This is a genomic window from Fretibacterium fastidiosum (assembly GCF_964642095.1).
Classification (GTDB): domain Bacteria; phylum Synergistota; class Synergistia; order Synergistales; family Aminobacteriaceae; genus Fretibacterium; species Fretibacterium fastidiosum.
Genome location: NZ_OZ209244.1, coordinates 1,892,684 through 1,918,031, shown reverse-complemented (window position 1 = coordinate 1,918,031; position 25,348 = coordinate 1,892,684). Strand labels below are relative to the sequence as shown.

Below are 25,348 nucleotides of genomic sequence, written 5' to 3'. Positions count from 1 at the left end.
CCGCTCGCATACAAAACACTCCGGCGCGGAGGAATCCCACGCCGGAGCCTTTTCAATCCCAACAGGGCCTACTCGCCGATGGAAAAACGGGCAAAACGCTTGACGACGATGTTCTCCCCCAGCTTGGCGATCATGTCCGTGACCAGGTCCTTGATCTTCTTGTTGGAGTCGCGGATGTACTCCTGCTCCAAGAGACAGCTCGTCTCGTAGAACTTGCGAACCTTGCCCTCGAGGATCTTGTCGATGGCCTGAGCCGGCTTGCCCTCTTCGATGAGCTGCTGCCGGTAGATCTCGCGCTCCCGCTGCAGCACGTCCTCAGGCACGTCCTCCGGACGGACGTACTGCGGGTTCGCAGCGGCGATCTGCATACAGATCTCATGTCCGAGGTGGTTGAACTCGTCCGTCTTGGCCACGAAGTCCGTCTCGCTGTTCAGCTCGAGCAGGGCGCCCACCTTGAAGTTGGTGTGGATGTACTGAAAGACGCGACCGTCGCTGGCCGCGCGATCCGCCTTCTTGGCGGCCTTGGCCAGGCCCTTCTCGCGAAGGTAGTCGATGGCCTTCTCCATGTCCCCGCCCGACTCGGCCAGGGCCTTCTTGCAGTCCATCATTCCGGAGCCGGTGCGCTCCCGAAGCTCCTTGACGATCGCAGCAGTGATCTCAGCCATCGTTTATGCCTCCTCGTACTTGTTGTCGGAGTAGGTCTCGTGCAGGCGCTCGCGGGTGTCGATCGCGTCCTCCGCCTTCGCCTCAGGCGCCTCTCCGGCCTCCGCCGAGGCGTCGTCCTCGCCCTGACGCCCCTCGATGACGGCGTTGGCCATGAGCCCCGTCACCAACTTGATGGCGCGGATGGCGTCGTCGTTGCCGGGAATGGGGTAGTCGATGACCTCCGGGTCGCAGTTCGTGTCAACGATGGACACCACCGGAATGCCCAGCCTGCGGGCCTCGGCGATGGCGTTCTCCTCGCGGCGCGGGTCGATCAGGAAGATCGCGTCCGGCACGGCGTTCATCTTGGCGATCCCTCCAAGGTACTTCTCAAGCTTCGTCTGCTGCTTGCGAAGGGCCGCCACCTGCTTCTTGTTGAGCTTCTCCCACTCGTTGTCCTCGTCGTACTTCCGGAGCTCCATCATCCGCTGCACGCGGCTGCGGATCGTGGGGAAGTTCGTCAGAAGCCCGCCCAGCCAGCGCTGGTTGATGAAGTACTGACCGCAGCGCGTCGCCTCCTCGCGGATCGTCTCCTGCGCCTGGCGCTTCGTGCCGACGAACAGAACGTGCCCGCCCTCCGACACGGTGGTGCGGATAAAGTCGTAGGCCTTGTCCAGCCCCCTCACGGTCTTCTGCAGGTCGATGATGTAGACCCCGTTGCGCTCCGTGAAGATGTAGGGCTTCATCTTGGGGTTCCAGCGGCGCGTCTGGTGCCCGAAGTGGACCCCGCACTCCAGCAACTGCTTCATGCTCACAACTGCCAATTCTTATACCTCCCAAAGGTTAGGCCTCCGCCCCGCTCTGCAACTCCGGATTTCGCGATCCCAAAGGGACACCTCTGGCTCCCCGGCGCGGGTGCGTGTGTTTTTTGACACGGTGATTAGTATAACACAGAAAGGCCTCAAAGAGGCGAGAGCGTCAGTGGAGGCCGCGCTCCCCGGCCGACCGCCGGGCCGGCATGAGGAGCGTTGCCGCCCCCATTGCCACGAAGGAGAGGAGGATGCCGCACGTGGTGGCGTTGAGCCGGGCAAAGCCGACGTCCACCAGGTGGGTCGCCGTGTCCAGCACCCCGAAGCCCAGGTTCACCGTCGCTGTGCCGCTGTAGAACGTGCAGAAGAGCGTGAGGAGGACGCCCAGTACCGCGGAGAGGATGGCTCCCGTGGTCGAGGCGCGGGAGGTGAGGAGGCCGAGGACGAGGGGGGCCGCCAGGGAGACGCTCATCAGCGAGTAGAAGATCGTGAGGGCCGAGATGATGCTCTCCAGCCGCAGCGCGAGGAATACGCCCGCCACGCCTGAGGCGAGGCTGACCAGCCGCGAGCCCCAGAGCAGCCCCCGATCCGACAGGGAGGGGTGCAGGAAGCGCTTGTACAGGTCGTTTGTGATGGAACCGGCCAACATGTAGAGCACCGCGTCCGCCGTGCTGACCTCCGCGGCGAAGATGGCGGCGAGGGAGAGGGTGGCGATGGAGAAGGGCAGCATCTCCTTGATGGCCGTGGGCAGGGCCAGGTCCGCCCGGCTGAGGTCCGGGAAGCAGGCGAAGGCAGCCACGCCGATGAACACCGGGATGACGGCAAAGACCAGCTGGACGACCCCGCCCAGCGCCGTTCCCCAGCGAATGGTGCGCTCGTCGCGGGCGCCGAACACCTTGCCGATGAGCCCCGGCGAGATGAAGAAGGAGGGCACCAGCATGACGAGGTAGCCGACGATGGCCGTGGTCCCCATGCCGCCCATGGAGAAATAGGCGTCCGTCCGCTCCGCTTCCGCCAGGTTCTGTCCCACCTTCGCCGTCAGCCCCTCCCAGCCGCCCACGAAGGACCAGATGAAGGGCAGCGCCGCCGCGAACCCCGCGAGGATGACGGCCACCTCCACCAGGTTGACGACGGCTGCCGAGAACAGGCCCCCCGCCGCGAAGTAGAGCGTCGTCACCACCGCCCCCGCGACGACCCCCACCGTCGTGGGCACGCCTGCCGCGACCTGGAGGATCCAGGCGATGCCCAGTAGCTGCCCCGCGAAGAGCGCCAGGGTCCCCACCGCCATCATCGCGGAGAGCAGGCCGCGAAAGGCCTTGCCGTAGCGTAGGTCCAGCCAGTCGCTCAAGGTGTAGAGGTTGTGCCGGACCGCCAGGCGCCAGATCCGGGGGCCCACCCAGAAGGCCAGGATCATCGAGCCGATCCCTGCGCTGCCGATCCACCACCAGGCGGAGAGGCCGTGGCGCCAGGCCAGGGCCGAGACGCCCACCGTGGAGCCCGCGCCGAGGTTCGCCGCGGTCAGCGTTGTGAAGAGGAGGGCAGGCCCCAGCCTGCGCTCCGCCACGAAGAACCCCTCCGCGCTGGTAACGCGCCGCCCCACCAGCGCACCGATCAGGATCAGCAGCACCGCGTAGCCGAGGATGAACAGGACGTACCCGTTGCTCAAAAGCGACAGCGCCTCAGTCATGACCATGACCTCCGTCCTCCGCCCGACGGGGAAGCCTGAAAAAACTGCAAAAAAAGGCCTGCCGAGGCATACTGCACCCCCAAGCAGGCCACGTCTTCCATGTCAGGCGAATTGAGATAATAAAAATGGCTGGGGAACAGGGATTCGAACCCCGATTACCTGATCCAGAGTCAGGCGTGCTGCCGTTGCACCATTCCCCAACGCTCAACAGAAAGATATTTTATCAGGGGAACCCAAAAAGTCAATAGTCAAACCGCTGGTTCAACGTCTCCCCTATCAAGAGCCTAAAAGGAGGGACGGCCCGAAGGCCGCCCCTGTCGATACTCAGCGCATCGCCGTTTCAGCCCCGCCCGACGCTTCCCCTTCGCGCGGACAAGCCCAGAGCCACGGCTTCCTGCCTACTTGAAGACGACTTCCTCGTCGTCCTCGGTCGATTCCCCTTCATCCGAGGGGGCAGTGGGTTCGGGGGACGCATTGCCCTCCGACGGAGACGGGGTATTATCGTTGTCCCTCTTCCTGGGGTCCGGTGCCGGAGAAGCGTCATAGTCCGCGTCGTGCGCGTTCTTCGTGCGATCGATGAAGGCCTTGGGGGGGCGCACTTCAACGTACGTGCTGGCGTTGTTAATCATGTACCACAGGCCGTCGAACTCCTTCATCCACACGACCCTCGGGCTGTCGGCCCCGGAGTTTCGCAGGAAGACCCTAAGGTATCCCTGTTCCTGCACCTTCTTGCCCACGACGAGATTGAAGTTGTCCGGCGACATCCGGTAATCGTTCTCGGGCGAGGTTCCTTCCGCAAAGCCGCGGAAGATGTGGTGCATCTCAGGATCCCGCAGGCGCTCCGCGAACGTCGACAAGTTGTTCGACTGTTCGATCGGCCTGTCGTAGTGCAGAGCGTAGCGCACCATCTTCGAGCCCTCGGCCCGCGTTGCCTCGTTGATATAGCAGAACACAGCCTCAAAGTACAGCTTCACCGCGCCTTCCGGCGTCTTGCCCTCCTTCTGATAGCGGGCTTTGAACTCCTGATAGTCCCGCGGAAGCGCAGCCCAAGCCTCCCCTCCAACGGCAAGGAGCAGAGCCGAAAGCGCCAACACCGTGGACAGTTTTTTCCACATGACGTTTACCTCCTCAATAGCCCTACTTGGACCAGAACAAGTCATACACGACAATGGCAAGCTCGCTGGAGCTGAAGCTGCCCTCCTTCTTGGGCATGAAGACATGTCCTTGATAACCCTCCTTACAACGAGATATGGGTTTTTTTCCCTTCAAACTGAAGAGGTAATTCTGCTGCTCGTCCCACTCCTTGATGTTCAGGTCCTCCTTGTTGAGGGAGTAGAAGGGTTTTTTGCACATGAAGCATTCCCACTCCTTCAAAGTCCCGTGCACGGAGCCGCTGCCCTTCAGGACGACGAACTTGTCCAGGTTCTGGGAGATGAACTCCATCGTGGCCTCGCCCTCGCGTTTTTTATCGAGGATGTGTGACTTCATTCCCCCCTTGCAGGGGTCCAAAGGCTTTCCCCGGTCGGACAGCTTCGACATCCTGGCAAGCTGGACATCCTGCTTCATAAAAATATCATCGTCCAGCTTATCCCCTTTGAAGCCGTAAAATATCTTGTCACACACCCGACACTGGTACTCCACGATCTGCACCTTCGTCGCCGCGAGGGCCATCCCCGCGGGGAACAGCAGACAGAACAACAGGATTGCCCAAAGGAAGAACCGTACTGTCCGTCTCATCTTCAAGAACCTCCATTCCGTCTTTTAACACCAAACCGCTTTGCCCCTGCGCCCCTTCACGCGCAGTTCCTACGCCAGGACGACGGCCTCACCACCAAAGAAGGATGTCCCCCCCAAGAGAGGGGACGAGGCCCTTCCATGCGTCCTGCGTGCCCGCGCAACGAGGCAACGTCCCATACCGGCTCGCAACATCATGGCAACGCATGACAGCTCCCTCCCCAAAGGTTCCATATGACTGAAACAGATTCCCTCGTAAAGCCTGAATCGTCGCCATTCTACAAAGGGCCTTCGAGGCTGTCAAGGCTGGTGTTTCCCACCCGACCCACGGGTCGCGACGGCTTTGCCGGAGCTCGAGACTGTCATCGCACAGGTCAAGCTGGTAGCCAAGACGCTAAAGGCGATCCAGGTCCAGGAGAGCAAGAAGGCAGTTCGCGAAAAGGCCAACGTCGTGGTTGGCCCACCGAAAGAAATGAAACTTAAGACCTGCTAGAAAAAGTCAAGGGTTTAATTGAGAAATTCTGGTCGAAGGGGGTAAAAGTTTTTGAGGATTGTAAGGTTTCTGCGAAGTCATGACGGCGTGAATCACCCTCAGGAGTTTTGTGCCGACGGCGGCTAAGGCCTGTTTGGGATGTTTGCCCCTGGCAATCATCCTGTCATAGAATTCTTTGAATACAGGGTCGAAGCGTCGTGCGGCGTTAGCCGCATAGAAGCGCCGCTCGCTGGCTCGAATCTCCTGAATCTCGGAAATCAGGTGGTCGAAGTAGTCCTCATCAAAAATCTGCCCGTTGATAAGCCTGCTCTTGTCCAGCACATACCCCTGCTTTGTGAAGGTGTCCAGCACCTTGGTTGCCCACTGACGGAACTGTGTGGCTCTGCCGGAATTGATCCGATAGCCTACGGCAATGATGGCGGATAGAGAATAGAACTTATAGTGATAGGTTTTCCCGTTATCCGCAACTTGTGCAAAATTTGCACAAGTTGAATCTTCGGACAATTCACCGCTTTCGTATACATTTTTCAGGTGCTTTGTCACAACGCTCCGGTCTACATCAAAAAGCTGTGCAATGGCTTTCTGCGTCAGCCAGACATCATGATCCTGTACCCGCACCTCAATGCCATCCTCATGGGCGTCCTTTGTAAACACAAGAAAATCCACCGTGCTGTTACGGATTTTCAGTTTATCCCTTTTGATATCTGCCATGTTTTTCACCTCAATCCTCCTCGCTGGTTTTCTTCCCCCGGCTCTTATAGACATTATACTAGACCTGTCCACCAACCTTGCAAAAAGGGATCGTGAAGAGTTATTCTTTAGGACATGAATAACTTAAAAAGGCGCGAAGAATTGAAGGAAGAAGAGTATCAAGGGATATTTGGAGTAACAAAGGCTACCTTTGATAAGATGCCGTCGATTTTGGAAGAAGCCTACAAACAACGACATTCCAAGGAGGGAAATCCTCTTAAGAACTTGTCTGTTTTAGACAAGCTGATCATTACTCTGGGATACTATCGAGAGTATCGCACTATGCGACATATCGCCTTTGACTATGGAGTATCGAAAAGTATGGTCCATAAGAGCATTCATTGGGTAGAGGACGTTCTGAATTCAGAGCAAGGAGTTTTCCTTGCCCTCCAAAAGAAGTCTTTTAGAGACAAAAGACGTAAAAGCAGTGCTTGTTGATGTGACGGAGTGTGAAATCGAGCGGCCGAAAAAAAACAGAGAGAGTACTATTCAGGCAAGAAGAAGATGCATACTCTGAAAGTCCAGATCGTCGCCGATGCTTCGACTCGAGATATTCTTTGTATTTCAGTGGGCAAGGGCAAGCAACATGACTTCAAGATGCTTGAAGAGAGCAAAGTGCATTTCTCCCCGCGAATTCAAGTCATCGCGGATAAAGGTTTTCAGGGGCTCAAGAAACTTCATACGAACAGCGTGATGCCGATAAAAGCAAAGAGAGGGAAGCAGTTGTCTGCTCTTGAGAAGATTTATAATGCTGTTGTTTCAAAGTGTGGAATCTATATCGAACATATTAATCGATATATCAAGAGGGTTCGCATCTTCTCTTCCCGCTATAGGAATAGACGTAAGAAATTTGCCTTGCGCTTCTCTTTGATTTGCGGCATATATAACTTTCAACATGGTTAGTGGACAGGTCTAGTATTTAGCGGAGAAGCAAGTACTATATCAAGTACTATATGTTGTGTATTTTTAAAAAGTAAAATTCGTATGTTCAGTATGTTTGTTCAGCATGTTGACACTTGACAAATAATGTGATATAGTGTAATTAAAAATAGAATTAAGGAGGCGCTTTTCATGATTCAAATTAACCCTGGCGCATACGAGGCTCTGCTGGGCAATATCGGTAAGGACATGCTCTCTCACGCTGCCTCTTGTATTGGGCAGTGTACGGGGTGTATGTGCAATTGCCGTTGTTCCTGCTCTGGTGGATATGTTTCTGATTTTGAATGGGAGGTAATGTAAGAATGAGTGCTAATAATGCTCAATACATGCAGCTTTTCGGGATGATTTGTAACGAAGCTGTTGTTATGGCTCGTTGTGCTTGCGTAGTTTGCAATTCTTGCACCTGCGCTTGTTCCTGCCGTGCGGTTCCCAAAATGGAGGAAATCGAATGGTAAATATGTCTCGGTTTACCCATTCCTACGATTTTGGGGAAGCTGTTGCTCTTTACCATTCACTGAGAATGAAGCCGGTGTATTTATCTAAAAATGCTTTCGGGAGCTTGCAGGCGTGGCTTGCAAGCTCCTTTTGCGACAAGATAGAAAATGCACCGAAAGAAATTAAAGCAGAAATTCAAGAACTTGCTAAATATAAAATCCTTACGCAAACACCAAATGAGGATGATAGAGTTCTTAGCTTTGTTCGATCAAAGATACCCTCTCCGGCAGTCAATGTTTGCTACATGATTATGAGTGAGCAGTGTAATCTGGCATGTAAATATTGTTTTTTGGGTAACAATGACTGTGATAAGCGGAGTAATTTTTTGTTAGAAAATATGTCTGCTGAAACCGCAGACAAGGCACTTGCTTTTTTTGTTCGTCAAATCAAAGAATCCGGTTTAGACATCGAAGATAATAAGCCTGTGTTGATTTTTTACGGCGGAGAGCCATTAGTCAATTTCAAAGTGTTGGAATATACGGCGGAAAAAGTTAATGAATTGCGTGATACCGAAAAATGTATGCGTAATATTGAGATGTCTATTGTTACCAATGGATTATTGCTCGATGAGTCCCGCATAAAGAGATTACATGAACTCGGCGTGTCTATCGCAATCTCGATTGATGGATTTACAGAAGAAGCAAACAATATGCGAGTAGATATTACGGGTAAACCCGTCTTTTCTCGTATCTTGGACAAACTCAATCTATGCAAGAGTTTGGGCGTAGATATATCTCTTTCTGTAACCCTGAGCGAGGAAACCATTAAAAACACGAAGGACATTTTGGATTTAGTGGATACCTATGGGGTTAAAGCGTTCGGATTTAATATTATGATGTCGAGCGATACTTTCGTGTTACCTCAAAGCTATAATGAGGCAGCTGCTCAGTTTATTATCGATGAGTTCCTTGAATTACGAGAGCGTGGAATATACGAAGATCGTATGATGCGCAAGCTGAAATCATTTTCCAAAGCGCAAGTTTATTTCTCAGATTGTGCTGCGACTACGGGAGGACAGATTGTTATTGCTCCCAATGGACAGGTTGGTATCTGTCATGGTTGCCTTCATAACAAACAGTATTTTGTGGCACACATTGATGACGATGACTTTGTTGCCGTTAAAGACGAAAACTTTATTGAGTGGTCACAACTAACACCGTTAAATCATGAAGAATGTATGGATTGCCCTGCTCTCGGCATTTGCGGCGGTGGCTGTCCGGTTAATGCAATGTACCTTAAACCCGGCAATACAATTCACTCTATTGACGAGCGATTCTGTGTTCATTCTAAGAAAACTTTGGAGTTTTTCATAAAAGATTTATATCGCATTATTGCTCAAGGACAGGCTGATTCTATCCGGAAATATCCTTGTCGTCGAAAGCCGGTTGCGTATGCGTAGTGGCTGGCATTTGTATGTGTCAGCCACTACTTGCGTAAAACATAATAATACTATAAAATTTACTTGGATAATGTATCAAGGTCGGTTATCGAAAAGAGGTTGAGCATGGAAAAATCAATTAACATTTGGGGGATCGAAACAAATAACCTAAAAAATATCGATGCTCATATTGAGCGAAATGCGATCAACCTGATTATCGGTCCTTCCGGAAGTGGTAAATCGTCGTTGGCATACGATACTATTGCACAAATAGGTCAACATGAATTTATGTCGATGTTTGCAGATAATATTTCTGATCCGACTTACCGTATAAAAGGCTACGAAAATATGCTCGCTGCGGTTCCCATTAGGCAATCAAATTTTAATAACAATATGAGATCCACAATAGGTACTTACTTTGGAATGAACCGAAGTATTATCTTAATTTATGCCGCTATGCTGGGAATTGATGAGGAATTTTTTGTACTAAACAAGGAAGAAAACCTTTGTAGCGAGTGTCATGGATTAGGCCACATCAGAGTATTAGATCCAAATAGAATCATCAATTATGACATTCCACTGGGTAAAAATCCGTTCCGATGGTGGAACAGATACAAAGATTTTTATCAACAAATCATTCAACAATTTTGCGTTGATAAAGATATTGATGATAAAAAGACTTTTCGTCAACTTACAGACAAAGAAAAGAACTTGATTCTGTATGGCGAAAGTGATGAGAAGTACTCTATCCGTTTCAAAAAAAATAATGGGTTATCTCGCAGAAGCACTCGATATTATGGTGTAATGACCGGAAAGCCTATGATGGTGAATTTTGTCCCTAGCGGACAGTTTTACACAGATGAAACCTGCAAATCTTGCCAAGGTAAGAAATATTCTTTACAACATGAACAGTATTTGGTAAATGGGCTGTCGATTGGCGATTTTATGACCACACCATTTGAACAACTTCTAACCTACATTGAAAAAATAATCGATGATATTACAGATACAAATCTTCTTTTTGCAATCAATAACATTCATAGATTTGTAAAAAAAGCTATTGAACTTAAATTAGGCTATTTATTCTTCCACAGAGCCATTCCCACTCTTTCGGGTGGAGAATTACAACGATTAAGGATGATACAGGTATTAAACACGCAACTATCAAATCTTCTTTTAGTTTTAGATGAGCCATTAGCCGGATTATCTGGAGCTGAGAAAAAAGCGGTTTTTCAATCTATTATTGATTTAGCAAAAATGCATACTATTGTCATTGTTGACCACAGTGACCTTTTTGTGAAAAGCTCCAAGAGCATTATAGCGTTGGGCGAAAAAGGTGGATGCAATGGTGGCTATATCATTGATTCAAAGAAGTATTTATCAGAACAGAATGTTAGAAACAAAATCGATGTATTCCCTGCACAGAAGCTGAATCACATCATAATAGAAAATCCCGTCTATTTGTATAATGGTGTAAATCTTGAAATCGGTGAAAACTGCATGAATTTAATCACTGGGCGTTCTGGCATAGGGAAATCAACTTTGTTGCGAGAATACCTTCCTCAATACTATGAGAAATATCTCTATATTAGTCAAAAGCCTTTGTTGGGTAACAAGAACTCCTCAGTTGCCACTGCATTAGATATTTCTACCCATATTTCGGATTTGTTTGCAACCAAGCATAAAAAGGACAGGCGTTTCTTTTCTAACCAAACTGGGTGTGAGGGCGTGTGCGAGATTTGTATGGGAGCTGGATATATAGAATATGACAGTGGGTATGATTCAAAAATTCAGTTGGTGTGCAAAGATTGTGGTGGCACGGGTTTCAATAAAAAACTCCAAAAATATAAATTGCAAAGTAAAAACATCTTTGATATTTGGAACATGACCATTGATGAAGCAATTCCATTTTTTAATGAAATAAATAGTAAAATTGCAGCTTCTTTGAGCGAGGCAGCTTCTCTACTACTTGGACATTTGAAGATAGGTCAACCAATATCGACATTGTCCGGTGGTGAAAACATTAGAGTTAAACTCTTGAAGGCTATGAAATCTACCACCAAAGTATTCGGAATAGACGAACCATTTAAGGGTTTGAGTAATACTGAAATCTATTGTGTTGTTAAATATTTGGACAGGCTTAGGAGCAAGAATAAGACAATCATTGTTGTAGATCACTCAGATATGGTTGACCATTATTTCGCTAAGCATATTGAATTGACTTGTGACAACGGCATACTAATAAACATAAATAATGGCTGATTGCCAAGGGGTGTTTCATGCGTGTTATTTCGCAGAAACACCCCTTGACAAATTTCGTCTCTTCTTCCGATTCCTTTAACTTCAACAATCTGTCATAAGTACGATCAAAATCCGTATACGATTCTGCCTCTATCGTGTATTCCACTCCTTGAAAGTTATTATCATAGGCGAATTGAAACAATTGATCTATCTCTTTGAACCCCCTGTTGCACAGTGCTATCTTTATTTCTGATTGACTCGTCATGTTTCCCACCTCGAAGTAATCTCTCAAACAAAAAAGGGCGACAGCCACGCCGTTTCCTAATCATCCGCATTCAACGAATTTCTAATAGAATTAGAGATAAAATCAACCAAGATGACAACCAGTAAAATCCCCAATAAGATCGTGGTTGTCTCCTTGTACTGAAACAATCTTATCGACGTGATCAGATCAAACCCGATTCCCCCCGCCCCGACGATCCCAAGAACGGTTGAGGACCTAAAATTCATCTCCCATCGAAACAGCACGAGGGATATAAATTCCGCCGTGATCTGGGGGATGACTCCATAGACCAAAACTTGCATATAATTGGCCCCTGTTGCCCTTATCGCATCTATTTTCCCCTGATTTGTTCCTTCGATGGAATCTGCAAGAAACTTTCCCAGCATCCCAGACGAACTGACGCCGATGGCAAGAACTCCAGGCAACGGGCCCAAGCCAACAGCCGCAACAAAAATTAATGCAAACACCATATCGGGAATCGTCCTTATCGTGTTGAGCAACAGCCTGCTCAAATTATAAAAAAAACCATTTGGACTGATGTTTTTCGCAGCCAATATTCCCAGCGGAATGGACAAAAGCACCGCTATAAATGTTCCGCTAACCGAAATATTGATCGTTTCAACAATCGGTTTTACAATGCCTCTCCACTTGCTTACTTTAGGAGGGAACATTCTTCCGGCAATATCTACGATTCCGTCCAGTCCCTGAATCAACTCCTTGAGGCTAAAGCCAATGCTGTAAAAGCTCCAGATAATTACGGCTACAACCGCGACTACCTGAAGCATCCTTTTAAGCAACAGCCACCCGTCTGACGAGGCGTTGACGACAAGTCTGTATTTTGTGCTGACGATCCGGCTATTCTTCATGATTGCTGCCGTATAAAGCTGATATTTCTGAATTAGTGATTTGATCTCTTTTTTTATCCAACACAAGTTCACCGTTCTTTAAACCTACTATTCTAGTTCCATATTCCAACGCCAGACTTAAATTATGATTGCTGACCACGGTTGTGATCCTGTAACTTTTATTGATCTCCTTCAAGATTTCCAAAACCTGCCTTGAGGTTCTTGGGTCGAGGCTCGCTACCGGTTCATCCGCCAACAAGAGGACAGGCCTTTGCGCAAGTGCCCTGGCTATTCCGACACGTTGTCTTTGACCACCACTCAAATGCATGGTTTTTGTATACGCTTTATCTTCCAAACCCACCTGCTTGATGCAATCAAGCGCAATATCAATATCCTCCTCCGAAAACATCTTAAGGCAGGACAGCAGCTTATTGGCGTACGACAACCTCCCGCACAGGACATTTTGTAACACGGTCAATTGCTCGATTAAATTAAAATTTTGAAAGACCATCCCCATCTTTTTTCTAGCGGATATGATGCTCTTCTTATCTCTTATTTCTCTCCCATTAAAGGAGACATAACCTGAGGTGGGCCTTTGAAGAAAATTGATGCACCTCAACAAAGTGGTCTTACCCGATCCACTCAACCCAAGCAACATGATAAAATCACCCTCCTGGACACTCAACGACACATTGTTCAGTGCCCAGGGGGCATTTTTAAAAGATTTCGACAGGTTGCGAATCTCGAGCATTGTCATTGCGCCTCTAAGTCGATGTTCAGCTTTTTTGCAGCCTCTCTTAGAGAATCATAATCCGAATCCTTAACCTCCGCCCACTTTATCGTTGAGCCAAGGAATTCTCTCAATTCCTCTTTTTCCTCATCGGTCAGACCCAGCATAATCGATTTGATTTCCCTCTTGGTTTTATCGTCCAAGCTCCTCCTGTACGCCCAAGCACTGCCTGGAAATTTTTGCGTCGTATGGATTATCTTTGCGTCCTTCTCCGAGATCAACCCCTCCTCCATGATTTTATCATACATAAACGCCACTACGGTGGCACCGTCGACACTCCTGTTTTTCACTGCCAACGCACACGCGTCATGTCCGCCCGCAAATATCACGGAGGCAAAGTCTTTATCGGGGTCTATTCCCATGTTCAACATCTCTAATTTTGGGATCATGTATCCACCCGTAGATGCAGGATCCACAAACGCAAATTTTTTTCCTTTCAGCTGCGTCAGGTTTTCTATGCCGCTGTCAGGATGTACGATGACATACGCCTTATAAAAGCTACCCGTGTTTTTTCTGTAATCCGAAGCAAATGCTTCCGCATCCGCAATGGAGGAGGCCAAAACATAAGAGAGGGGACCGAACATCGCAACATCGATCTTCTTGGACCTCATCGCCTCAATAACGCTTGCATAGTCCGTTGCGGTAAACAACTCCACCTTATAGCCCAGTTTTTTCTCCAGAAATTTCAGAAAAACTTCATATTGGCTGGTGATCTTCGCTATGTCCTCACCCGGTGTTGCTCCAATTCTGATGCACTTGCTCTCAATCTGTTCCTCACGGTTCCCTTCCCCGTCTTCCGAGAGCGCCGTAGACGTTGAAAGGAGTCCTTTACCTGTGTCCGTTTTCTGCAGAACCACCACTGCAATCCCCATAAGAACAAGCGCTGCCAAGAGAACGATACCCCATGACTTTTTCATCGAAGTCTTCCTTTCGATAACAACTTTCGTCAAAATCATTAAGATATTTGACGAAAAATTCCCAAAAACGAGTTATGAGCAGAGGCAATAGAAAACCGTTTTTGGCGGCCGTTTAAAATGTCCCCGTCAAATCTTCGTCACCAAACTTGAAACAGTTTGGCAGTCAAGTAAAGCATTTCAAACGACGCACACAAGCATAATGACCCCAGCAACGGGCAACAACCGCTGCGAAACAATAAAAGGGTTCGAACTGAATGACGAAGGCAAGAGTTTCTTCTTGTCCTGTACCGAGGAGGAAAGTACAGAGGATTCCTTAAGCGTCTTCTCCGAACCGAGATAAAAATGCAGCCCGTGCATGAACGACCGCACATCACGTTTCAGCGCAACGCATCAAGAATCCTCCTTCCTGAAAAGTTTTTGACGGAATAGATTACTTCCGTAATTTTGACGATTTTAACAAAAGGAACAAGCGATGTCAAGGACCTCAAATCCGCAGGTAAAATTTTTAACGTGCGTCGAAAACCGGTTTTGCGCGTTTTTTTGCACCTGAAGAGAGAAAGAGCGGAGTCAGCTCGACTTGTGCAGGAACGGGCTCGATCCTCGATAAAACTGTCTCAACCTGTGGATTGGGGAGGACCATGTGCCGTCGTGTCGTTGTACCTTAAATTCAACGTTCAGGAACGGGAGGTAAAATTTCCGAAAAAACGCAGATTCAATTCAGGTGACTTGTTTTTCTTAGTGAGGGCAAAAGTGAGGGCAAAGATCACGGCCTAAGCGTAACGGGCAGCCAATCTGCGCAAACGTTGAAGGTTTTGCGACGCCATCAAGCTGGCGTAACAAGGCAATGACGCCTTGTTACGCCTACGTAAAATTCCGGAGAAGCGCTGTCGGACAACCTGCAATCAGCGGTCACAGGAACAGTTTTCGTAAATTATCAGCGCTTCCCCATAGTGGTCTGCGCTATTGCTTCTCCACCTCCGCCATCTCCTCGCGCAGCGTCTTCAGCAGCTCTCTTGCGAATTCGGGATTGCGCGAGAGCTCGTAGTATTTTTCGTCCGCGCCCTTGGCGACCTCACGAAAGGCGTTGAACGACTCGGGCGTCAGCTGAATCAATTCCTGACCGTCTTTGAACTCCTTGAGCATCATATCCAGCCTCTTGGCGTTGAGCTCCCGCTGCACCTTATCCACGTAAGGGCGCGTCTCCGCAACGCTCTCCAGAACGATCTTTTGGATATCCTCCGGCAAGCCGTCGAAGAACTTTTTGTTGACGATGTTCTGCATCACGTAGATATTGTGTTTGGACGCTATAAGGTACTTCTGGACGTCCATGAACTTCATCTCTTGAATGATGTAAGGAGCGTTTTCCTCGCCGTCCAGCATCTTGAGCTGAAGCGCGCTGTAGACCTCCGTAAAGGAGAGGGGCACCGGGCTCGCGCCGTAGGCCTTGTAAACGTCAACCAGAAGCTCGGAGGGCATGACGCGGAATTTGACGCCCTTGAAGTCCTCCGGGTTGCGAATTGGCGTGTTGGACGACCAGTACATGGCGCCCTCGCTGAAAAAGCTCAGGACCTTGACGCCCTTGCTCTCGTAGATGGAGTTGAGCTTTTCGTTCAAAGAGCGGCTCGTTGCCAAAAAGCGCTCGTTCTTGTCCTCGTCGCTCGAAAACAGGAATTGCAGCAGGAGGACCTGATTCTCGGGGACGATGGCGCTGCACTGCCCCGGCCCGATCAAACAGAACTCGACGGCTCCGTTCAGGGTCAGCTCGAACATCTCCGTGGGCGTCCCCAACGTGCCGCTGGGAAAGAGGTCCAACTGAATTTCCCCGCCGGATTTTTCCTTGAGCAGCCGGGCGAACTCCTGGGCGTAGAGGTCCGAGACGCTGCCTGCGATCTCCTCGTTGGCCAGACGCCAGTTGTACTTGGCCGCAAACGACGGGGACGCGAACAGAGACAGACTCAACACCAATACAAGCAACCACTTCTTCACTTTCATCAACCTCTCCTTCAACTCGTGTTGTCTTTCGTAAAACGACCTTACCCTGCGCACGCCGTTAACGGACCGAAAGGTCCCGCAAAAACAGAGCGATTTGAGGAAAAAAGATCAAGAGGAGCGATACGACCATCATAATGGCGATGAAGGGAAACGATCCCCGCGTCGCATCCACATACTTCTGACGAAAGATCGCCATGGCCGTGAAGATGTTGCACCCGAAAGGCGGCGTCGTCGAACCGATGGCGGCCTGAAGGGTGACGATGATGCCTATGAGGACGTTGTCCAGACCGGAAGCCGTGATCGCCGGCTTAAAGATAGGCGTCAGGATCATGATGACGACGATGGGGTCCACGAACATGCACCCGAGGAAGTACGCGAGCGTCAAAACGAGCAGGATGCGGACCGCGGAAGGTTCGGCTCCCAGCAGCGGAGGGAGGATCATGTTGGGAATCCGGCCAAACGAAACCGTCCAGGAGAAGGCCTGCCCCATGGCGATGAGGATGAACACGATCGCCGTGACGATTCCGGTCCTGAGAGCGATTTTCGGAAGGTCGGCGAGCTTGATGGAGCGATAGATCAGGTACTCCACCAGAAACGCATAGAGGACCGAAACCGAGGCGGCCTCCGTGGGGCTGAATTTTCCGGAGTAGATTCCGCCGAAGATGATGACGGGAAAGGAAAAGCTCAAGAGTGCGCGTCGAAAGGCCCGCCACTTTTCCGCCCCGGAAACCTCGGCCCGAAGGTTGGAGTCCCCGGACTTAAAATAACAATAAATGCAGAACAGCACGCATAAGAGAATGCCCGGCGTCACGCCCGCGATAAAGAGCTCCCCGACGGAGCACCCTCCCACTACACCGTAGACGATCATATACACGCTGGGAGGGATCAACAGCGCGATAATCGCCGCATTGATGATGAGGGCGGTGGAAAAGGAAGGACTGTACCCCGCCTCCAACAAAAGGGGCCGCAGGGGACCGCCGATGGCGACGACGGTGGCCTGGGTGGAGCCCGACACGGCTCCGAAAAGGGTACAGGCTACGGTCGTTGAGATGGGAAGACCGCCCCTCTTGTGCCCCACCAGACTGACCACGAAGTTCAAAAGGCGTTCCGCCACCTGCCCCGACGTCATGATGTCCGCGGCAAAGATGAACATGGGGACCGCGATCAGGGAGATCGGCTGGATGCCGCCGACCACCTGCTGCACCAGCATGGCGGGATCGATGGGGAAATAAAGCCCTACCGTCAGAAAAGCGGCCGCGCCGAGGGGAATCATCATGGGGAAGCCCAGGACCAACAGCCCGATCATCGTTCCCATCAGGACCCACAACATTCTCCTACACCTCCCTTACGACCCAGTCGTCCTCGCTGCCGACCGCATCCGGTTTGGCAGGCGAGATATAGACCTCCGGGCGCGTCAGGTTCAGATAGAGGGTCCCGAAGTACTGAGCTGCCGTCATGGCAAACCCTATGGGGACCCAGATCATGATGACGTAGATCGGTATCTGGAGCCCCAGAGTGTACTTGTTCATCGTGTAGAGGCCATGAACATAAAGGGCGCTGTAAAAGGTCACATAGCTCATGAAAAGCGCCGTTCCCAGGGAGACCAGAACGGCCAGAACCTTCCTTCCCCTTCGCCCCGCAAAATCCGAGAGAACGCTCATTCGGATGTGCGTCCCGGTCCGGGCCGCGTAGGACGTCCCCACAAAGGTAACCAGGACGACGGAAAACTGCGTGACCTCCTCGACCCAGGAAAAGCTGCGATGAAGGAAATTTCTTGCGATGACATTGACGATGGAGACTCCCGCCATCACCAGGATGCTGTAAGCGATGATGAACTTTTCAATCCGTTCTGTAAACACGTTCAGCTTTTGAAAGAACGCCATACTGTGCCTCCTCAATGAAAAGTCCCCCAACCCCTCCGAGGGACTTTCGGATATCGTAGCATCCACAAGACCCGATGCCCGGAAGTTCAGGCCCTCAGGACGATCGATGGCCGGGGTCTCCGCGCCGGCGCCGCACTCCGTTTTCGGCCGTCCTGCGCTCACTCGCCGTCCAACAGCAGCATGTTGTGCTCCAGCAGCTGATTTTCCTTGAAATCCAGGAGATGCAGGTAATGGTCCGCACACTGCAGCAGGACCTTCGTGGGGAAGACCCCGCTCATCTGAACGCCCTTAACGGAGACCCCGATGCTGGCAGCCTCGGACCGGATGAGCTCCACCACACGATAAAGCGGCGTCTCGTCCGTGTTGAACATGTTCATAGAGACGGCCACCTCCTCGTACCCGTCCGGCGTAAAGGCCACGGCCCTGATGGTGCTGAAGCCGCCCGAAGGTCCGCGGACCATCTTCGCAATCCTCTTGGCGACCTCCAGGTCCTTCGTGTTCAACAGCACGTTGACGGCCACCAGGTTCCTCTCTCCGGCGCTCACGATCGTCGCGCCGCTCTTCTCGGACAGCAGCCCCTTCCCCAGGTCGGGCGCGCGCGACTCCAGGACCGCGGGGTTGTCCTGATTCTCCTCGAGGAGCTTCTTCAGCCCCTCGTACTGCCCCTGGCGGATAAAGGAGATGTCCCGGCGTTCCTCGGAGCGCGCGTTGAATCCCGCAAAGAATACGGGCACGCCGTACTTGTTCCACAACTCCTGTCCGATGCGGAACGCAAGTTCCTTGACCTCGTCCAGGCTGATGTTGCGCAGCGGGAAAAGCGGAATGGTATCCTGGGCGCCGATCCTGGGGTGCTTCCCCTTCTGTTCGCGCATATCGATCAGTTCGTAGGCCTTGCCTGCCATTGCAACCAGCGCCCTGGCGAGCGGCTCCGGCTCGCCGATCAACTCCACGGGCGTGCGGTTGAAGTCCGCATCGGGGTAGCAATCGATCAAACGGACGCCCGGAAGGTCGCGAACCACGTTGACGATAGCGTCCACGACCGCCTTGTCCCGACCGGCGCTGAAGTTTGGAGCGGAGTGCACATATTGTTTTGCCATTCTCTTTCCCCTTCTTCAAAAAAATTTTGGAACCCTTCGGGGACAAACCCCTTATGCGAATCGGCTGCAGATTCGGGCTCAATGCCCCGTCCGCTGCGACGGCAGCCGCAATGCATCGAAATGAAGTCCTTTCGGAGCCACGGTCAAGCGCCCTATTCCTCTCCGCCCTCCGCGTCGGGGATCGTCCTGACGTATTCCTCCAGGACCCTCGACGACTGGAGCACGGCCTTTACGGTGACGTACTCGTCGGCCTGATGGAAGAAACGTTCGTCCCCCGGACCGATGACGACGAAGGGGACGCCCAGCCTCGGAACGAACACGGAGGCGTCGGTGAAGTACGCGATCCCCGTCGTCTCCCATGGGAGGCCCAGCGCCTCGAAGATGCGGATAAAACGGCGCACCAGAGGGGCTTTCTCGTCCATGCCCAAAGCCTGGCGGTCCAGGTAGGGCGTCGCCTCCAGCACCAGGGGCGGATGCCTTTGCATTTGAACGCGGGCGATCTCGTGGATCTGCTCCAGAAGCCCCGCATGGGATATCCCCGGAGAGGTGCGGATGTCGAACGTGGCCTCCGCCCTGTCGGGAATGACGTTGGTGCTGATGGAACCATGGAGCCCGGTGATGGTGCAGGTGGAGAGCCCAAGGAGCGGGTATCGCCCCTTCTTGCGAAGCAGCGCCGATATGGATCGGGCAAAGGCGGAAACCTGCTCAACCGCATTGACCCCCTGCCCCGGACGCGAGGCGTGAGCGCTCAGTCCCTTCGCGGTGACGGAAAGTCCCAAGGCTCCCTTTCCAGCCAACCCGACCCGCCCATCGGTGGGCTTGACCACGATCAACTCAATTACGCGATCCAGCCTGCCGCTGTTGCAGAGGGCCTCCGCGCCCATTCCGCCGTACTCCTCGTCGGCCGTGAAGCAAAAGTGAACGTCCACTGCCGGCTCAAAGCGCTCCCGGAGCAATTTGAGCGCCGCCAGAACGATGCTGGTCACCCCGCCCTTCATGTCCGCCGCCCCACGCCCATAGATCCGTTCGCCGTCGCAGTAGGCGGAGAAGGGCGCGTGCGTCCACGCCTCCTCGGAGTCCACGTTCACCGTGTCCAGATGTCCGGTCACGGCGACAGCCCGCTCGCGATCCCGCCCGGGCAGGGTCAGGATCATGGAGGCCCTGTTGGCCCCGTGGTCGAGTACCGTGATCTCCCTGGTCAACGGATCAAAGATTTCCTTCAAAAAAAGGACGGCGTCCTTCTCGTCGCCGACAGGCTGAGGCGTCCGGATTCGGACCAGCTGCCCCAAAATCTCTCTGGCGCACCGCTCGGGCTCAGACAATCTCGTGTCCCCCTCAAGATAAGCATCTCAGGTTCTTTCAAGAAAGACTGCCCGTATTTTAAAAGGGCAGAGGGGTAAAAGCACTGCCTGAAACGATGAAACCTTGAAGGTGTTTTTGTTTTTTTTAACAAAAAAGGGCTAAAAGTTTTTTCAGAGGCAAGCCGACGGTTTTTTGGCAGGCCTTCGGAAGGCTCGGAAAGCAGAACGGTGAGGCCAGAAAAAACCTCACGCCGTCCTGTTTTTGCTCAAGACCCTGTGGAGGCGCAGCGCCAGGGACAGGTTGAATCGACGCTCCCCGTCGTGGGGAGAGAGGTCCAATATCTCTTGAATCCGCCTCAGCCGGTAGCGCAGGGTGTTGTAGTGCAGCGAAAGGGACTTTGCAGCCTGCCTCAGATCTCCGCCGCATTCCTCGACGCGGAGCAACGTATGGATGAGCTCCTCCCCGCCGCGGGATTCCCGCAGCAGAGGGGCCAGGGTCTGCCGGCAAAATTCCCGGGCCGGCTCCATGTCCGCCAGCATGGCGATCATGCGGGTTCCCCCCAACTGTTCCCAGAAGACGAAATCCTGCCGAGACATCCCGCCTCGCAAGATCATCAAGGCCTGACGGGCCTCCTGATAGCTTTGGTAGGCAAGGATGGGCTTTTCGCGCCAGCTTCCGACCGAAGCGAAAAATCTTATCCTGCAACGATCGCGGGCATCGTGCAGCGCGTTCTCCATAACCTCTCGCAGCGCGGCCCTGAAGTCCCGCAGGCGCGTCTCCCGTCCGCGCTCCTCCGGAAGCGCGAGGGTCAACACGACGACGAGAGAATCCGGGAGACGGGCGTAGACGGACTTTGGAAAAAACGCCAGAACCCTCGACTGAATCAGATTGAAGCCGCTCAGCAGCGCTTCGTCCAGCACGGCTCCAGTCGTCTCTGTCAATTCCGGCGAGATGACGAGGCATACGATGCCGCCATCCAACTTCCAGTGGAATGTCCTGGCGCGGTTGCGGATTTCCTCCTCGTGATAGATCCGGCCATAGATGAGGTCCTGCACAAATTCGTTGCGATACCGGGTTTTCAGACGGCTCTCCGCCAGCCGTTGCCCGTAGAAAAGCCTCAGCACCGACAGGCAGTCCTCCAAACGCTCCGGAAGGGGACCCGGCAGCCCCTTCGGCAAGTCCAGCACGAGGAGGCCGATGGCGTTTCCCGAAACCTCGACCTCATGCGATACGTAGATCCGGACGATCTCCCGAAGCGGGAAGGAGAGCATTCGCTCCTCGAAGGCGGGGTTTCCGCGACAAAGGACGTTCCCCGTATCCAGCTCACGCCAAGCGACCCCGAAGGAGAGCTCGGCGCGAATCTCGTCGATGATCTCCGGGAGCCCTTCATCCTTCAGCAGAAGGGGGACGAAGTCGGAAAGCGAACGTTTCATGGGAGGTCAAGCGCTCAGCTTTACAGGCCGCACGTCCCGATCGTCCCGAAGTCTCAGGCCGAATCGGACTCCATGCGTCTCGATCTTATGGGCAGGCCGATCTCTCGGTTCAACGCTGTAAGCGCAGTCCATGCTTCAGGCTCCTTTCATTCGGGAGGGCAGGAGGCGGCATTGCTCTGCAAACGCGACCTCAAGGAGGCGACAACTATGCAAAAGCCGTTGGCAAAAGCGGGTTGGCATACAAACCTTCCAAGGGGATCGCAGCGGCGCCCAGCCGACATTATACAATACGGTCCCAACGCGCTTCACCTTCGATGAGCCCGCCGCAACCCGTGGTTTTGGCTCCTCGGCCTGTCGTTGACGGATCGCGAACGGACCCATATAATGTCATCAATCTCTTTGCACTGCATTACATCCCGGTCACTTTTTCTTGTTGGGGATGCGAGATCGACAGTACAAACTGAGCAGGCGATGTCCCCGTTTGGACGGGGGCGTGGGGCCGGGCCGCGAAGTCAGCGGCAGCAGATCACGGTTCAAACCGGCGCATCTGCGGGACAGTGTCGAACGTTCCGCGGGTGCGCCTCTTTCTATCCCGATACCCCGAACGGAGTGCCATAAAGGAGATATCACACAGCCGCACGGGCGGCGGAACGGAGGCTCTGATATGACAGCCAGCGGAGAAACGGTGATGAAGGGGACGAGGGGGGCGGACGCCCAGGACGAGAGGGCCGTCGTCCGACGCCTCTCGTTGACGGGGATCACCGGCAACGCGGCGCTCTCGGCGTTCAAGCTGTTTGCGGGCGTCGCGGGGCGGTCGAGCGCCATGGTCTCGGACGCGGCTCACTCCCTCTCCGACGTCCTCGCTACGCTCATCGCCCTCGTCGGAGTGCTCCTCTCAAAGCGGGCGGCGGACGACGACCACCCCTACGGGCACGAACGATTTGAGAGCGTCGCAGCCCTCCTCCTGGGCTTGATCCTGCTGGCGACGGGAGGGCTGATCGGGAAGGCGGGCCTCGAGGCCCTCCTGTCGGGAAACGACGCGCAGCGTGGCGGTCCCGGCTCCATCGCCCTCGTGGCGGCGGTCGTGTCCATCGCCGTCAAGGAAGCGATGTACTGGTACACGCGGCGCTGCGCCCTGCATCTCAACTCGGCGGCCTTCATGGCGGATGCATGGCACCACCGGTCGGACGCGCTCTCCTCCATCGGATCGCTCATCGGCATCGCCGGCGCCATGATGGGCTATCCCGCGCTGGACCCCGCCGCCGGCGTCGTGATCTGCCTCGTGATCCTGACCGTCGCCCTCAGGACGACCAGGGACGCCCTGGGACAGCTGCTGGACACCTCCTGCGGCAGGAGCTACGACCGGGAGCTGGCAGACTTCATCGCCGCGCAGGAGGGCGTGGTGCGCGTCGACCTGCTCCGCACCAGGCGCTTCGGCAACAGGGTCTACGTGGACCTCGAGATCTCGGTGGACGGCGACGAGTCCCTCCGAAAGGCCCACTCCGTGGCGGAGCGCGTCCACCTCTCCGTGGAGCAGCGCTTCCCCGGAGTCAAGCACATCATGATCCACGTGAACCCCGCTGCGTGACGCGCAGCCCTCCCCCGCACCTACAGCCTCCAGAGGTCCACAGCGGGCCCCGACAGGTATCGGATGAAGGTCCGCCCCACGACGGAGACCCGTTCCGGGGGCAGCGACGCAATGCCCAGCGTCCGGTGCGCTTCGGGAGACAGGTCCCGACTCAGGAGGCTGAAGCGGAAGTTTCGCAGGATCAGATCCGGCATGATGCTGACGCCGAAGCCGTGCTCCACCATGGACATGACGGAGAACTCGTCGTTCAGCGCGTAGCGGACGCGCACGGAAACCCCCGACCGGCGCAGCAACGCCTGTATGTCGTTGTCCGAGCCCTTCATCGGGATGATGAAGGGCTCCTGCGCGATCTCCGGGAGGGTCAGGCTCCCGCGCTCCGCAAGGGGGTGCCCCACGGGGAGGATCACCTTCATGGGGTCCTCCTTCAGGGGCCGGAAGGACAGCCCCTCCGGCACAGGCGCGGAGAGGAACCCGCAGTCGATCTTCTCCCGCCGAATCCACTCGCCGATCTCGTCGTAGTCCCCCGCCCGCAGGTCGAACTCCACCCTGGGACAGCTTCTCTGGAAGTCCCTGATGATCCATGGGAGCCACTGGGCGGACACGCTCGTAAAGGTGCCGAGGCGCAGCGTGCCGCAGACCACGTCGTTGATTTCATGAATGGCCTGAGCCAGGTTCCGCTGGCGGTTCACCAGCTCCTGAACGGGGGCGAGGAGCCGCCGCCCCCTCTCCGTCAGCGCGACGCCACCGCTGCCCCTCAGGAACAGGGGAAAGCCCGCCTCCCTTTCCAGGGCTGCAATGGAGTGGCTCACCCCGGACTGGGTGTAGTTCAGCGCCTCCGCAGCCCGCGTAATGTTGCCGAGCTCCGCCACTTTGAGAAACACCTCGTAACGATTGAACGTCGATTCCATGGCCTCACCCATTACATGATGTATTGTCGGGCAGTATAAACATTCTATTTCAAAATAACAAGCCGTCCCCTATCATAAAACTAAGGATAAGTGCACGGGTCCTCCGAGCCCGCCGGTGCAGGAGAACGTGGAAAGGGGCCCGCAGTCCGGGCTTTTTTGGTCGTTTCGGGGCAAAAGGAGCGATGAGCATGAGGACGCTGACGAGTTTTGTGGCAGGGCCGCGGGGAATCCGCTGGACGCAGCAGAGGGCGGATGCGGCGCTGGGGCTGGTGGCCATGGCGTGGGGGAGTTCCTACCTCCTGATGAAGATGGGGCTTGAGGGAATCCCTCCCCTTTCAATGATCGCTCTGCGCTTCGGCATCGCTTTCCTGACGGTGGCGCTGATCTTCGCGCGGCAGCTTCGCCGCACCACGTCACGCACCCTCCGGCACGGAGCGATCCTGGGGCTGTTCCTGTTCGGACTCTTCGCCTTCCTGATGTACGGGCTCAGGACCACCTCGGCCTCCGCAGCGGGGTTCCTGACCAGCGCGACGGTCGTGTTCGTCCCCCTCCTCCAGGCGATCTTCCGGCGGAAGGCCCCCGACGCCGCCACCGTGGTCGGGACGGCTGCTGTGATGTCGGGCATTGGCCTCCTGACCCTTCGGGATGCCATGACGCTGCAATGGGGCGAGCTCCTCTGCCTGGGCGGAGCCCTGCTGTACGCCTGTCAAATCCTCCTGACGGACATCTTCACCCACCAGGAGGACGGGCTTCTCCTGGGGGTCTGGCAGCTCGCCTTCGCGGCCCTGTTGGGATTCGTCGCCTCCTTACTGCTGGAGGTCCCCGCCTGGCCGGCGAACGCCGCCCAGTGGGCCGCAGTCCTCGGGCTCGCCCTCCTTTGCAGCGCCTTCGGCTTCGTTCTTCAGCCCGTGGCCCAAAGGTACACGACGCCGGAGCACGCAGGGCTGCTCTTCGCCATGGAGCCCGTGTTCTCCGCGCTCCTCGCCTTCCTCTTTCTGCGGGAGACGCTGGACGCCAGAGGCTACGCCGGCGCGGCCCTGATCCTCCTCAGCGTCCTCTTCGTCGCCAGGGGCAAACCGGCCCCCAAAGGGGCCGCCGCCGGTCAGGGCGAGGACGTTCGCTACGCCTGAAGGTTGGTGCCC

The 25,348-nt window shown here is 54.1% G+C and carries 24 protein-coding genes, 1 tRNA gene, 1 pseudogene and 1 riboswitch; of the genes and pseudogenes, 9 read left to right on the top strand and 17 right to left on the bottom strand.

All coding sequences use genetic code 11. The features are described 5' to 3' along the window. Nucleotides 1–68 precede the first annotated feature (68 nt). From tsf to ACK28C_RS08565, 6 genes are all read right to left on the bottom strand, one after another. On the bottom strand, nt 69–665 hold the full coding sequence (gene tsf / locus ACK28C_RS08590) for a translation elongation factor Ts (RefSeq protein ID WP_015556228.1): 597 nt from the start codon (nt 663–665) through the stop codon (nt 69–71). A gap of 3 nt (nt 666–668) precedes the next feature. Beyond that, nucleotides 669–1,466, bottom strand: coding sequence for a 30S ribosomal protein S2 (rpsB, locus tag ACK28C_RS08585; protein ID WP_208872736.1), 798 nt, complete (start codon nt 1,464–1,466; stop codon nt 669–671). 154 nt (nt 1,467–1,620) lie between these two features. Beyond that, the gene (locus tag ACK28C_RS08580) at nt 1,621–3,144 is read right to left on the bottom strand and encodes a sodium:solute symporter family protein (RefSeq protein WP_015556229.1); all 1,524 of its coding nucleotides are present in this window, start codon (nt 3,142–3,144) and stop codon (nt 1,621–1,623) included. Nucleotides 3,145–3,264: 120 nt separating this feature from the next. Beyond that, nucleotides 3,265–3,338 (bottom strand) — tRNA-Gln (locus ACK28C_RS08575). Nucleotides 3,339–3,536: 198 nt separating this feature from the next. Then, complete coding sequence (locus ACK28C_RS08570; protein WP_015556230.1) at nt 3,537–4,253, bottom strand: DUF6935 domain-containing protein; 717 nt, start codon at nt 4,251–4,253, stop codon at nt 3,537–3,539. Between the two features lie 22 nt (nt 4,254–4,275). Next, complete coding sequence (locus ACK28C_RS08565; RefSeq protein ID WP_015556231.1) at nt 4,276–4,875, bottom strand: hypothetical protein; 600 nt, start codon at nt 4,873–4,875, stop codon at nt 4,276–4,278. 340 nt (nt 4,876–5,215) lie between these two features. On the opposite strand from ACK28C_RS08565, the gene ACK28C_RS08560 reads away from it, so the two are divergent. Next, entirely contained in the window at nt 5,216–5,365 is a 150-nt protein-coding gene (locus ACK28C_RS08560) for a hypothetical protein (protein ID WP_409152061.1), read from the top strand. Nucleotides 5,366–5,371: 6 nt separating this feature from the next. On the opposite strand, the gene rhuM is transcribed toward ACK28C_RS08560, so the two are convergent. Further along, nucleotides 5,372–6,076: a virulence RhuM family protein gene (gene rhuM, locus ACK28C_RS08555; protein WP_015556232.1), complete on the bottom strand. Its 705-nt coding sequence runs from the start codon at nt 6,074–6,076 to the stop codon at nt 5,372–5,374. Between the two features lie 114 nt (nt 6,077–6,190). Between rhuM and ACK28C_RS08550 the strand changes: the two genes are divergently transcribed. The 6 genes and pseudogenes from ACK28C_RS08550 to ACK28C_RS08525 all read left to right on the top strand — a co-directional run bounded on the left by ACK28C_RS08550 (nt 6,191) and on the right by ACK28C_RS08525 (nt 11,189). Continuing rightward, on the top strand, nt 6,191–6,553 hold the full coding sequence (locus ACK28C_RS08550) for a transposase family protein (protein WP_208872740.1): 363 nt from the start codon (nt 6,191–6,193) through the stop codon (nt 6,551–6,553). A 42-nt stretch (nt 6,554–6,595) separates the two neighbouring features. Continuing rightward, nucleotides 6,596–7,018, top strand: a pseudogene (locus ACK28C_RS08545) (transposase family protein); the annotation flags it as partial. 168 nt (nt 7,019–7,186) lie between these two features. Further along, nucleotides 7,187–7,354: a FibroRumin family radical SAM-modified Cys-rich RiPP gene (locus ACK28C_RS08540; RefSeq protein WP_208872742.1), complete on the top strand. Its 168-nt coding sequence runs from the start codon at nt 7,187–7,189 to the stop codon at nt 7,352–7,354. Beyond that, the gene (locus tag ACK28C_RS08535; protein ID WP_409152060.1) at nt 7,339–7,509 is read left to right on the top strand and encodes a FibroRumin family radical SAM-modified Cys-rich RiPP; all 171 of its coding nucleotides are present in this window, start codon (nt 7,339–7,341) and stop codon (nt 7,507–7,509) included. Before ACK28C_RS08540 ends, ACK28C_RS08535 begins: the two co-directional genes overlap by 16 nt. Further along, the gene (locus tag ACK28C_RS08530) at nt 7,503–8,948 is read left to right on the top strand and encodes a FibroRumin system radical SAM peptide maturase (RefSeq protein WP_208872746.1); all 1,446 of its coding nucleotides are present in this window, start codon (nt 7,503–7,505) and stop codon (nt 8,946–8,948) included. Before ACK28C_RS08535 ends, ACK28C_RS08530 begins: the two co-directional genes overlap by 7 nt. A 105-nt stretch (nt 8,949–9,053) precedes the next feature. Beyond that, nucleotides 9,054–11,189, top strand: coding sequence for an ATP-binding cassette domain-containing protein (locus ACK28C_RS08525; protein WP_409152058.1), 2,136 nt, complete (start codon nt 9,054–9,056; stop codon nt 11,187–11,189). Nucleotides 11,190–11,489: 300 nt separating this feature from the next. Here the strand turns inward: ACK28C_RS08525 and phnE are convergent, their stop codons facing one another. The 9 genes from phnE to ACK28C_RS08480 form a co-directional block, all read right to left on the bottom strand. Continuing rightward, the gene (gene phnE, locus ACK28C_RS08520; RefSeq protein WP_015556234.1) at nt 11,490–12,317 is read right to left on the bottom strand and encodes a phosphonate ABC transporter, permease protein PhnE; all 828 of its coding nucleotides are present in this window, start codon (nt 12,315–12,317) and stop codon (nt 11,490–11,492) included. After that, complete coding sequence (gene phnC, locus ACK28C_RS08515; RefSeq protein WP_015556235.1) at nt 12,307–13,047, bottom strand: phosphonate ABC transporter ATP-binding protein; 741 nt, start codon at nt 13,045–13,047, stop codon at nt 12,307–12,309. Before phnC ends, phnE begins: the two co-directional genes overlap by 11 nt. Before the next feature lie 2 nt (nt 13,048–13,049). After that, nucleotides 13,050–14,003 carry a phosphate/phosphite/phosphonate ABC transporter substrate-binding protein gene (locus tag ACK28C_RS08510; protein ID WP_409152056.1) on the bottom strand — a complete coding sequence of 318 codons (954 nt, stop codon included), beginning with the start codon at nt 14,001–14,003 and terminating at the stop codon, nt 13,050–13,052. 960 nt (nt 14,004–14,963) lie between these two features. After that, entirely contained in the window at nt 14,964–15,995 is a 1,032-nt protein-coding gene (locus ACK28C_RS08505; RefSeq protein WP_208873968.1) for a DctP family TRAP transporter solute-binding subunit, read from the bottom strand. Nucleotides 15,996–16,053: 58 nt separating this feature from the next. Next, nucleotides 16,054–17,325 carry a TRAP transporter large permease gene (locus tag ACK28C_RS08500; RefSeq protein WP_409152055.1) on the bottom strand — a complete coding sequence of 424 codons (1,272 nt, stop codon included), beginning with the start codon at nt 17,323–17,325 and terminating at the stop codon, nt 16,054–16,056. 4 nt (nt 17,326–17,329) lie between these two features. After that, nucleotides 17,330–17,878 (bottom strand): TRAP transporter small permease, encoded by a 549-nt coding sequence (locus ACK28C_RS08495; RefSeq protein ID WP_409152054.1) that lies wholly within the window; start codon nt 17,876–17,878, stop codon nt 17,330–17,332. Between the two features lie 158 nt (nt 17,879–18,036). Continuing rightward, entirely contained in the window at nt 18,037–18,975 is a 939-nt protein-coding gene (gene ftcD, locus ACK28C_RS08490; RefSeq protein ID WP_409152053.1) for a glutamate formimidoyltransferase, read from the bottom strand. 152 nt (nt 18,976–19,127) lie between these two features. Beyond that, nucleotides 19,128–20,297: a M20 family metallopeptidase gene (locus tag ACK28C_RS08485; protein WP_208872757.1), complete on the bottom strand. Its 1,170-nt coding sequence runs from the start codon at nt 20,295–20,297 to the stop codon at nt 19,128–19,130. A gap of 225 nt (nt 20,298–20,522) precedes the next feature. Next, complete coding sequence (locus ACK28C_RS08480) at nt 20,523–21,710, bottom strand: CdaR family transcriptional regulator (protein WP_015556236.1); 1,188 nt, start codon at nt 21,708–21,710, stop codon at nt 20,523–20,525. 450 nt (nt 21,711–22,160) lie between these two features. Continuing rightward, nucleotides 22,161–22,270: riboswitch (NiCo riboswitch) on the top strand. A 104-nt stretch (nt 22,271–22,374) separates the two neighbouring features. Here ACK28C_RS08480 and ACK28C_RS08475 point away from each other — a divergent pair. Beyond that, nucleotides 22,375–23,298, top strand: coding sequence for a cation diffusion facilitator family transporter (locus tag ACK28C_RS08475; protein WP_015556237.1), 924 nt, complete (start codon nt 22,375–22,377; stop codon nt 23,296–23,298). A gap of 20 nt (nt 23,299–23,318) precedes the next feature. Here the strand turns inward: ACK28C_RS08475 and ACK28C_RS08470 are convergent, their stop codons facing one another. Next, a complete protein-coding gene (locus tag ACK28C_RS08470) occupies nt 23,319–24,218 on the bottom strand; it encodes a LysR family transcriptional regulator (RefSeq protein ID WP_208872759.1) in 900 nt (299 codons plus the stop codon). A 176-nt stretch (nt 24,219–24,394) separates the two neighbouring features. Here ACK28C_RS08470 and ACK28C_RS08465 point away from each other — a divergent pair, with 176 nt between their 5' ends. After that, on the top strand, nt 24,395–25,336 hold the full coding sequence (locus ACK28C_RS08465) for a DMT family transporter (protein ID WP_015556239.1): 942 nt from the start codon (nt 24,395–24,397) through the stop codon (nt 25,334–25,336). Nucleotides 25,337–25,348: the final 12 nt, after the last annotated feature.

Bases quoted from the DNA above. Each gene is read 5' to 3' on its own strand.
- ACK28C_RS08565 (WP_015556231.1), bottom strand. From the start codon at position 4,875: ATGAGACGGACAGTACGGTTCTTCCTTTGGGCAATCCTGTTGTTCTGT.
- ACK28C_RS08505 (WP_208873968.1), bottom strand. From the start codon at position 15,995: ATGAAAGTGAAGAAGTGGTTGCTTGTATTGGTGTTGAGTCTGTCTCTG.
- ACK28C_RS08525 (WP_409152058.1), top strand. From the start codon at position 9,054: ATGGAAAAATCAATTAACATTTGGGGGATCGAAACAAATAACCTAAAA.
- ACK28C_RS08495 (WP_409152054.1), bottom strand. From the start codon at position 17,878: ATGGCGTTCTTTCAAAAGCTGAACGTGTTTACAGAACGGATTGAAAAG.
- ftcD (WP_409152053.1), bottom strand. From the start codon at position 18,975: ATGGCAAAACAATATGTGCACTCCGCTCCAAACTTCAGCGCCGGTCGG.
- ACK28C_RS08465 (WP_015556239.1), top strand. From the start codon at position 24,395: ATGAGGACGCTGACGAGTTTTGTGGCAGGGCCGCGGGGAATCCGCTGG.
- tsf (WP_015556228.1), bottom strand. From the start codon at position 665: ATGGCTGAGATCACTGCTGCGATCGTCAAGGAGCTTCGGGAGCGCACC.
- ACK28C_RS08510 (WP_409152056.1), bottom strand. From the start codon at position 14,003: ATGAAAAAGTCATGGGGTATCGTTCTCTTGGCAGCGCTTGTTCTTATG.
- ACK28C_RS08535 (WP_409152060.1), top strand. From the start codon at position 7,339: ATGGGAGGTAATGTAAGAATGAGTGCTAATAATGCTCAATACATGCAG.
- phnC (WP_015556235.1), bottom strand. From the start codon at position 13,047: ATGCTCGAGATTCGCAACCTGTCGAAATCTTTTAAAAATGCCCCCTGG.
- ACK28C_RS08530 (WP_208872746.1), top strand. From the start codon at position 7,503: ATGGTAAATATGTCTCGGTTTACCCATTCCTACGATTTTGGGGAAGCT.
- ACK28C_RS08480 (WP_015556236.1), bottom strand. From the start codon at position 21,710: ATGAAACGTTCGCTTTCCGACTTCGTCCCCCTTCTGCTGAAGGATGAA.
- ACK28C_RS08470 (WP_208872759.1), bottom strand. From the start codon at position 24,218: ATGGGTGAGGCCATGGAATCGACGTTCAATCGTTACGAGGTGTTTCTC.
- ACK28C_RS08475 (WP_015556237.1), top strand. From the start codon at position 22,375: ATGACAGCCAGCGGAGAAACGGTGATGAAGGGGACGAGGGGGGCGGAC.
- phnE (WP_015556234.1), bottom strand. From the start codon at position 12,317: ATGAAGAATAGCCGGATCGTCAGCACAAAATACAGACTTGTCGTCAAC.
- ACK28C_RS08550 (WP_208872740.1), top strand. From the start codon at position 6,191: ATGAATAACTTAAAAAGGCGCGAAGAATTGAAGGAAGAAGAGTATCAA.
- rhuM (WP_015556232.1), bottom strand. From the start codon at position 6,076: ATGGCAGATATCAAAAGGGATAAACTGAAAATCCGTAACAGCACGGTG.
- ACK28C_RS08580 (WP_015556229.1), bottom strand. From the start codon at position 3,144: ATGGTCATGACTGAGGCGCTGTCGCTTTTGAGCAACGGGTACGTCCTG.
- ACK28C_RS08540 (WP_208872742.1), top strand. From the start codon at position 7,187: ATGATTCAAATTAACCCTGGCGCATACGAGGCTCTGCTGGGCAATATC.
- ACK28C_RS08500 (WP_409152055.1), bottom strand. From the start codon at position 17,325: ATGTTGTGGGTCCTGATGGGAACGATGATCGGGCTGTTGGTCCTGGGC.
- ACK28C_RS08570 (WP_015556230.1), bottom strand. From the start codon at position 4,253: ATGTGGAAAAAACTGTCCACGGTGTTGGCGCTTTCGGCTCTGCTCCTT.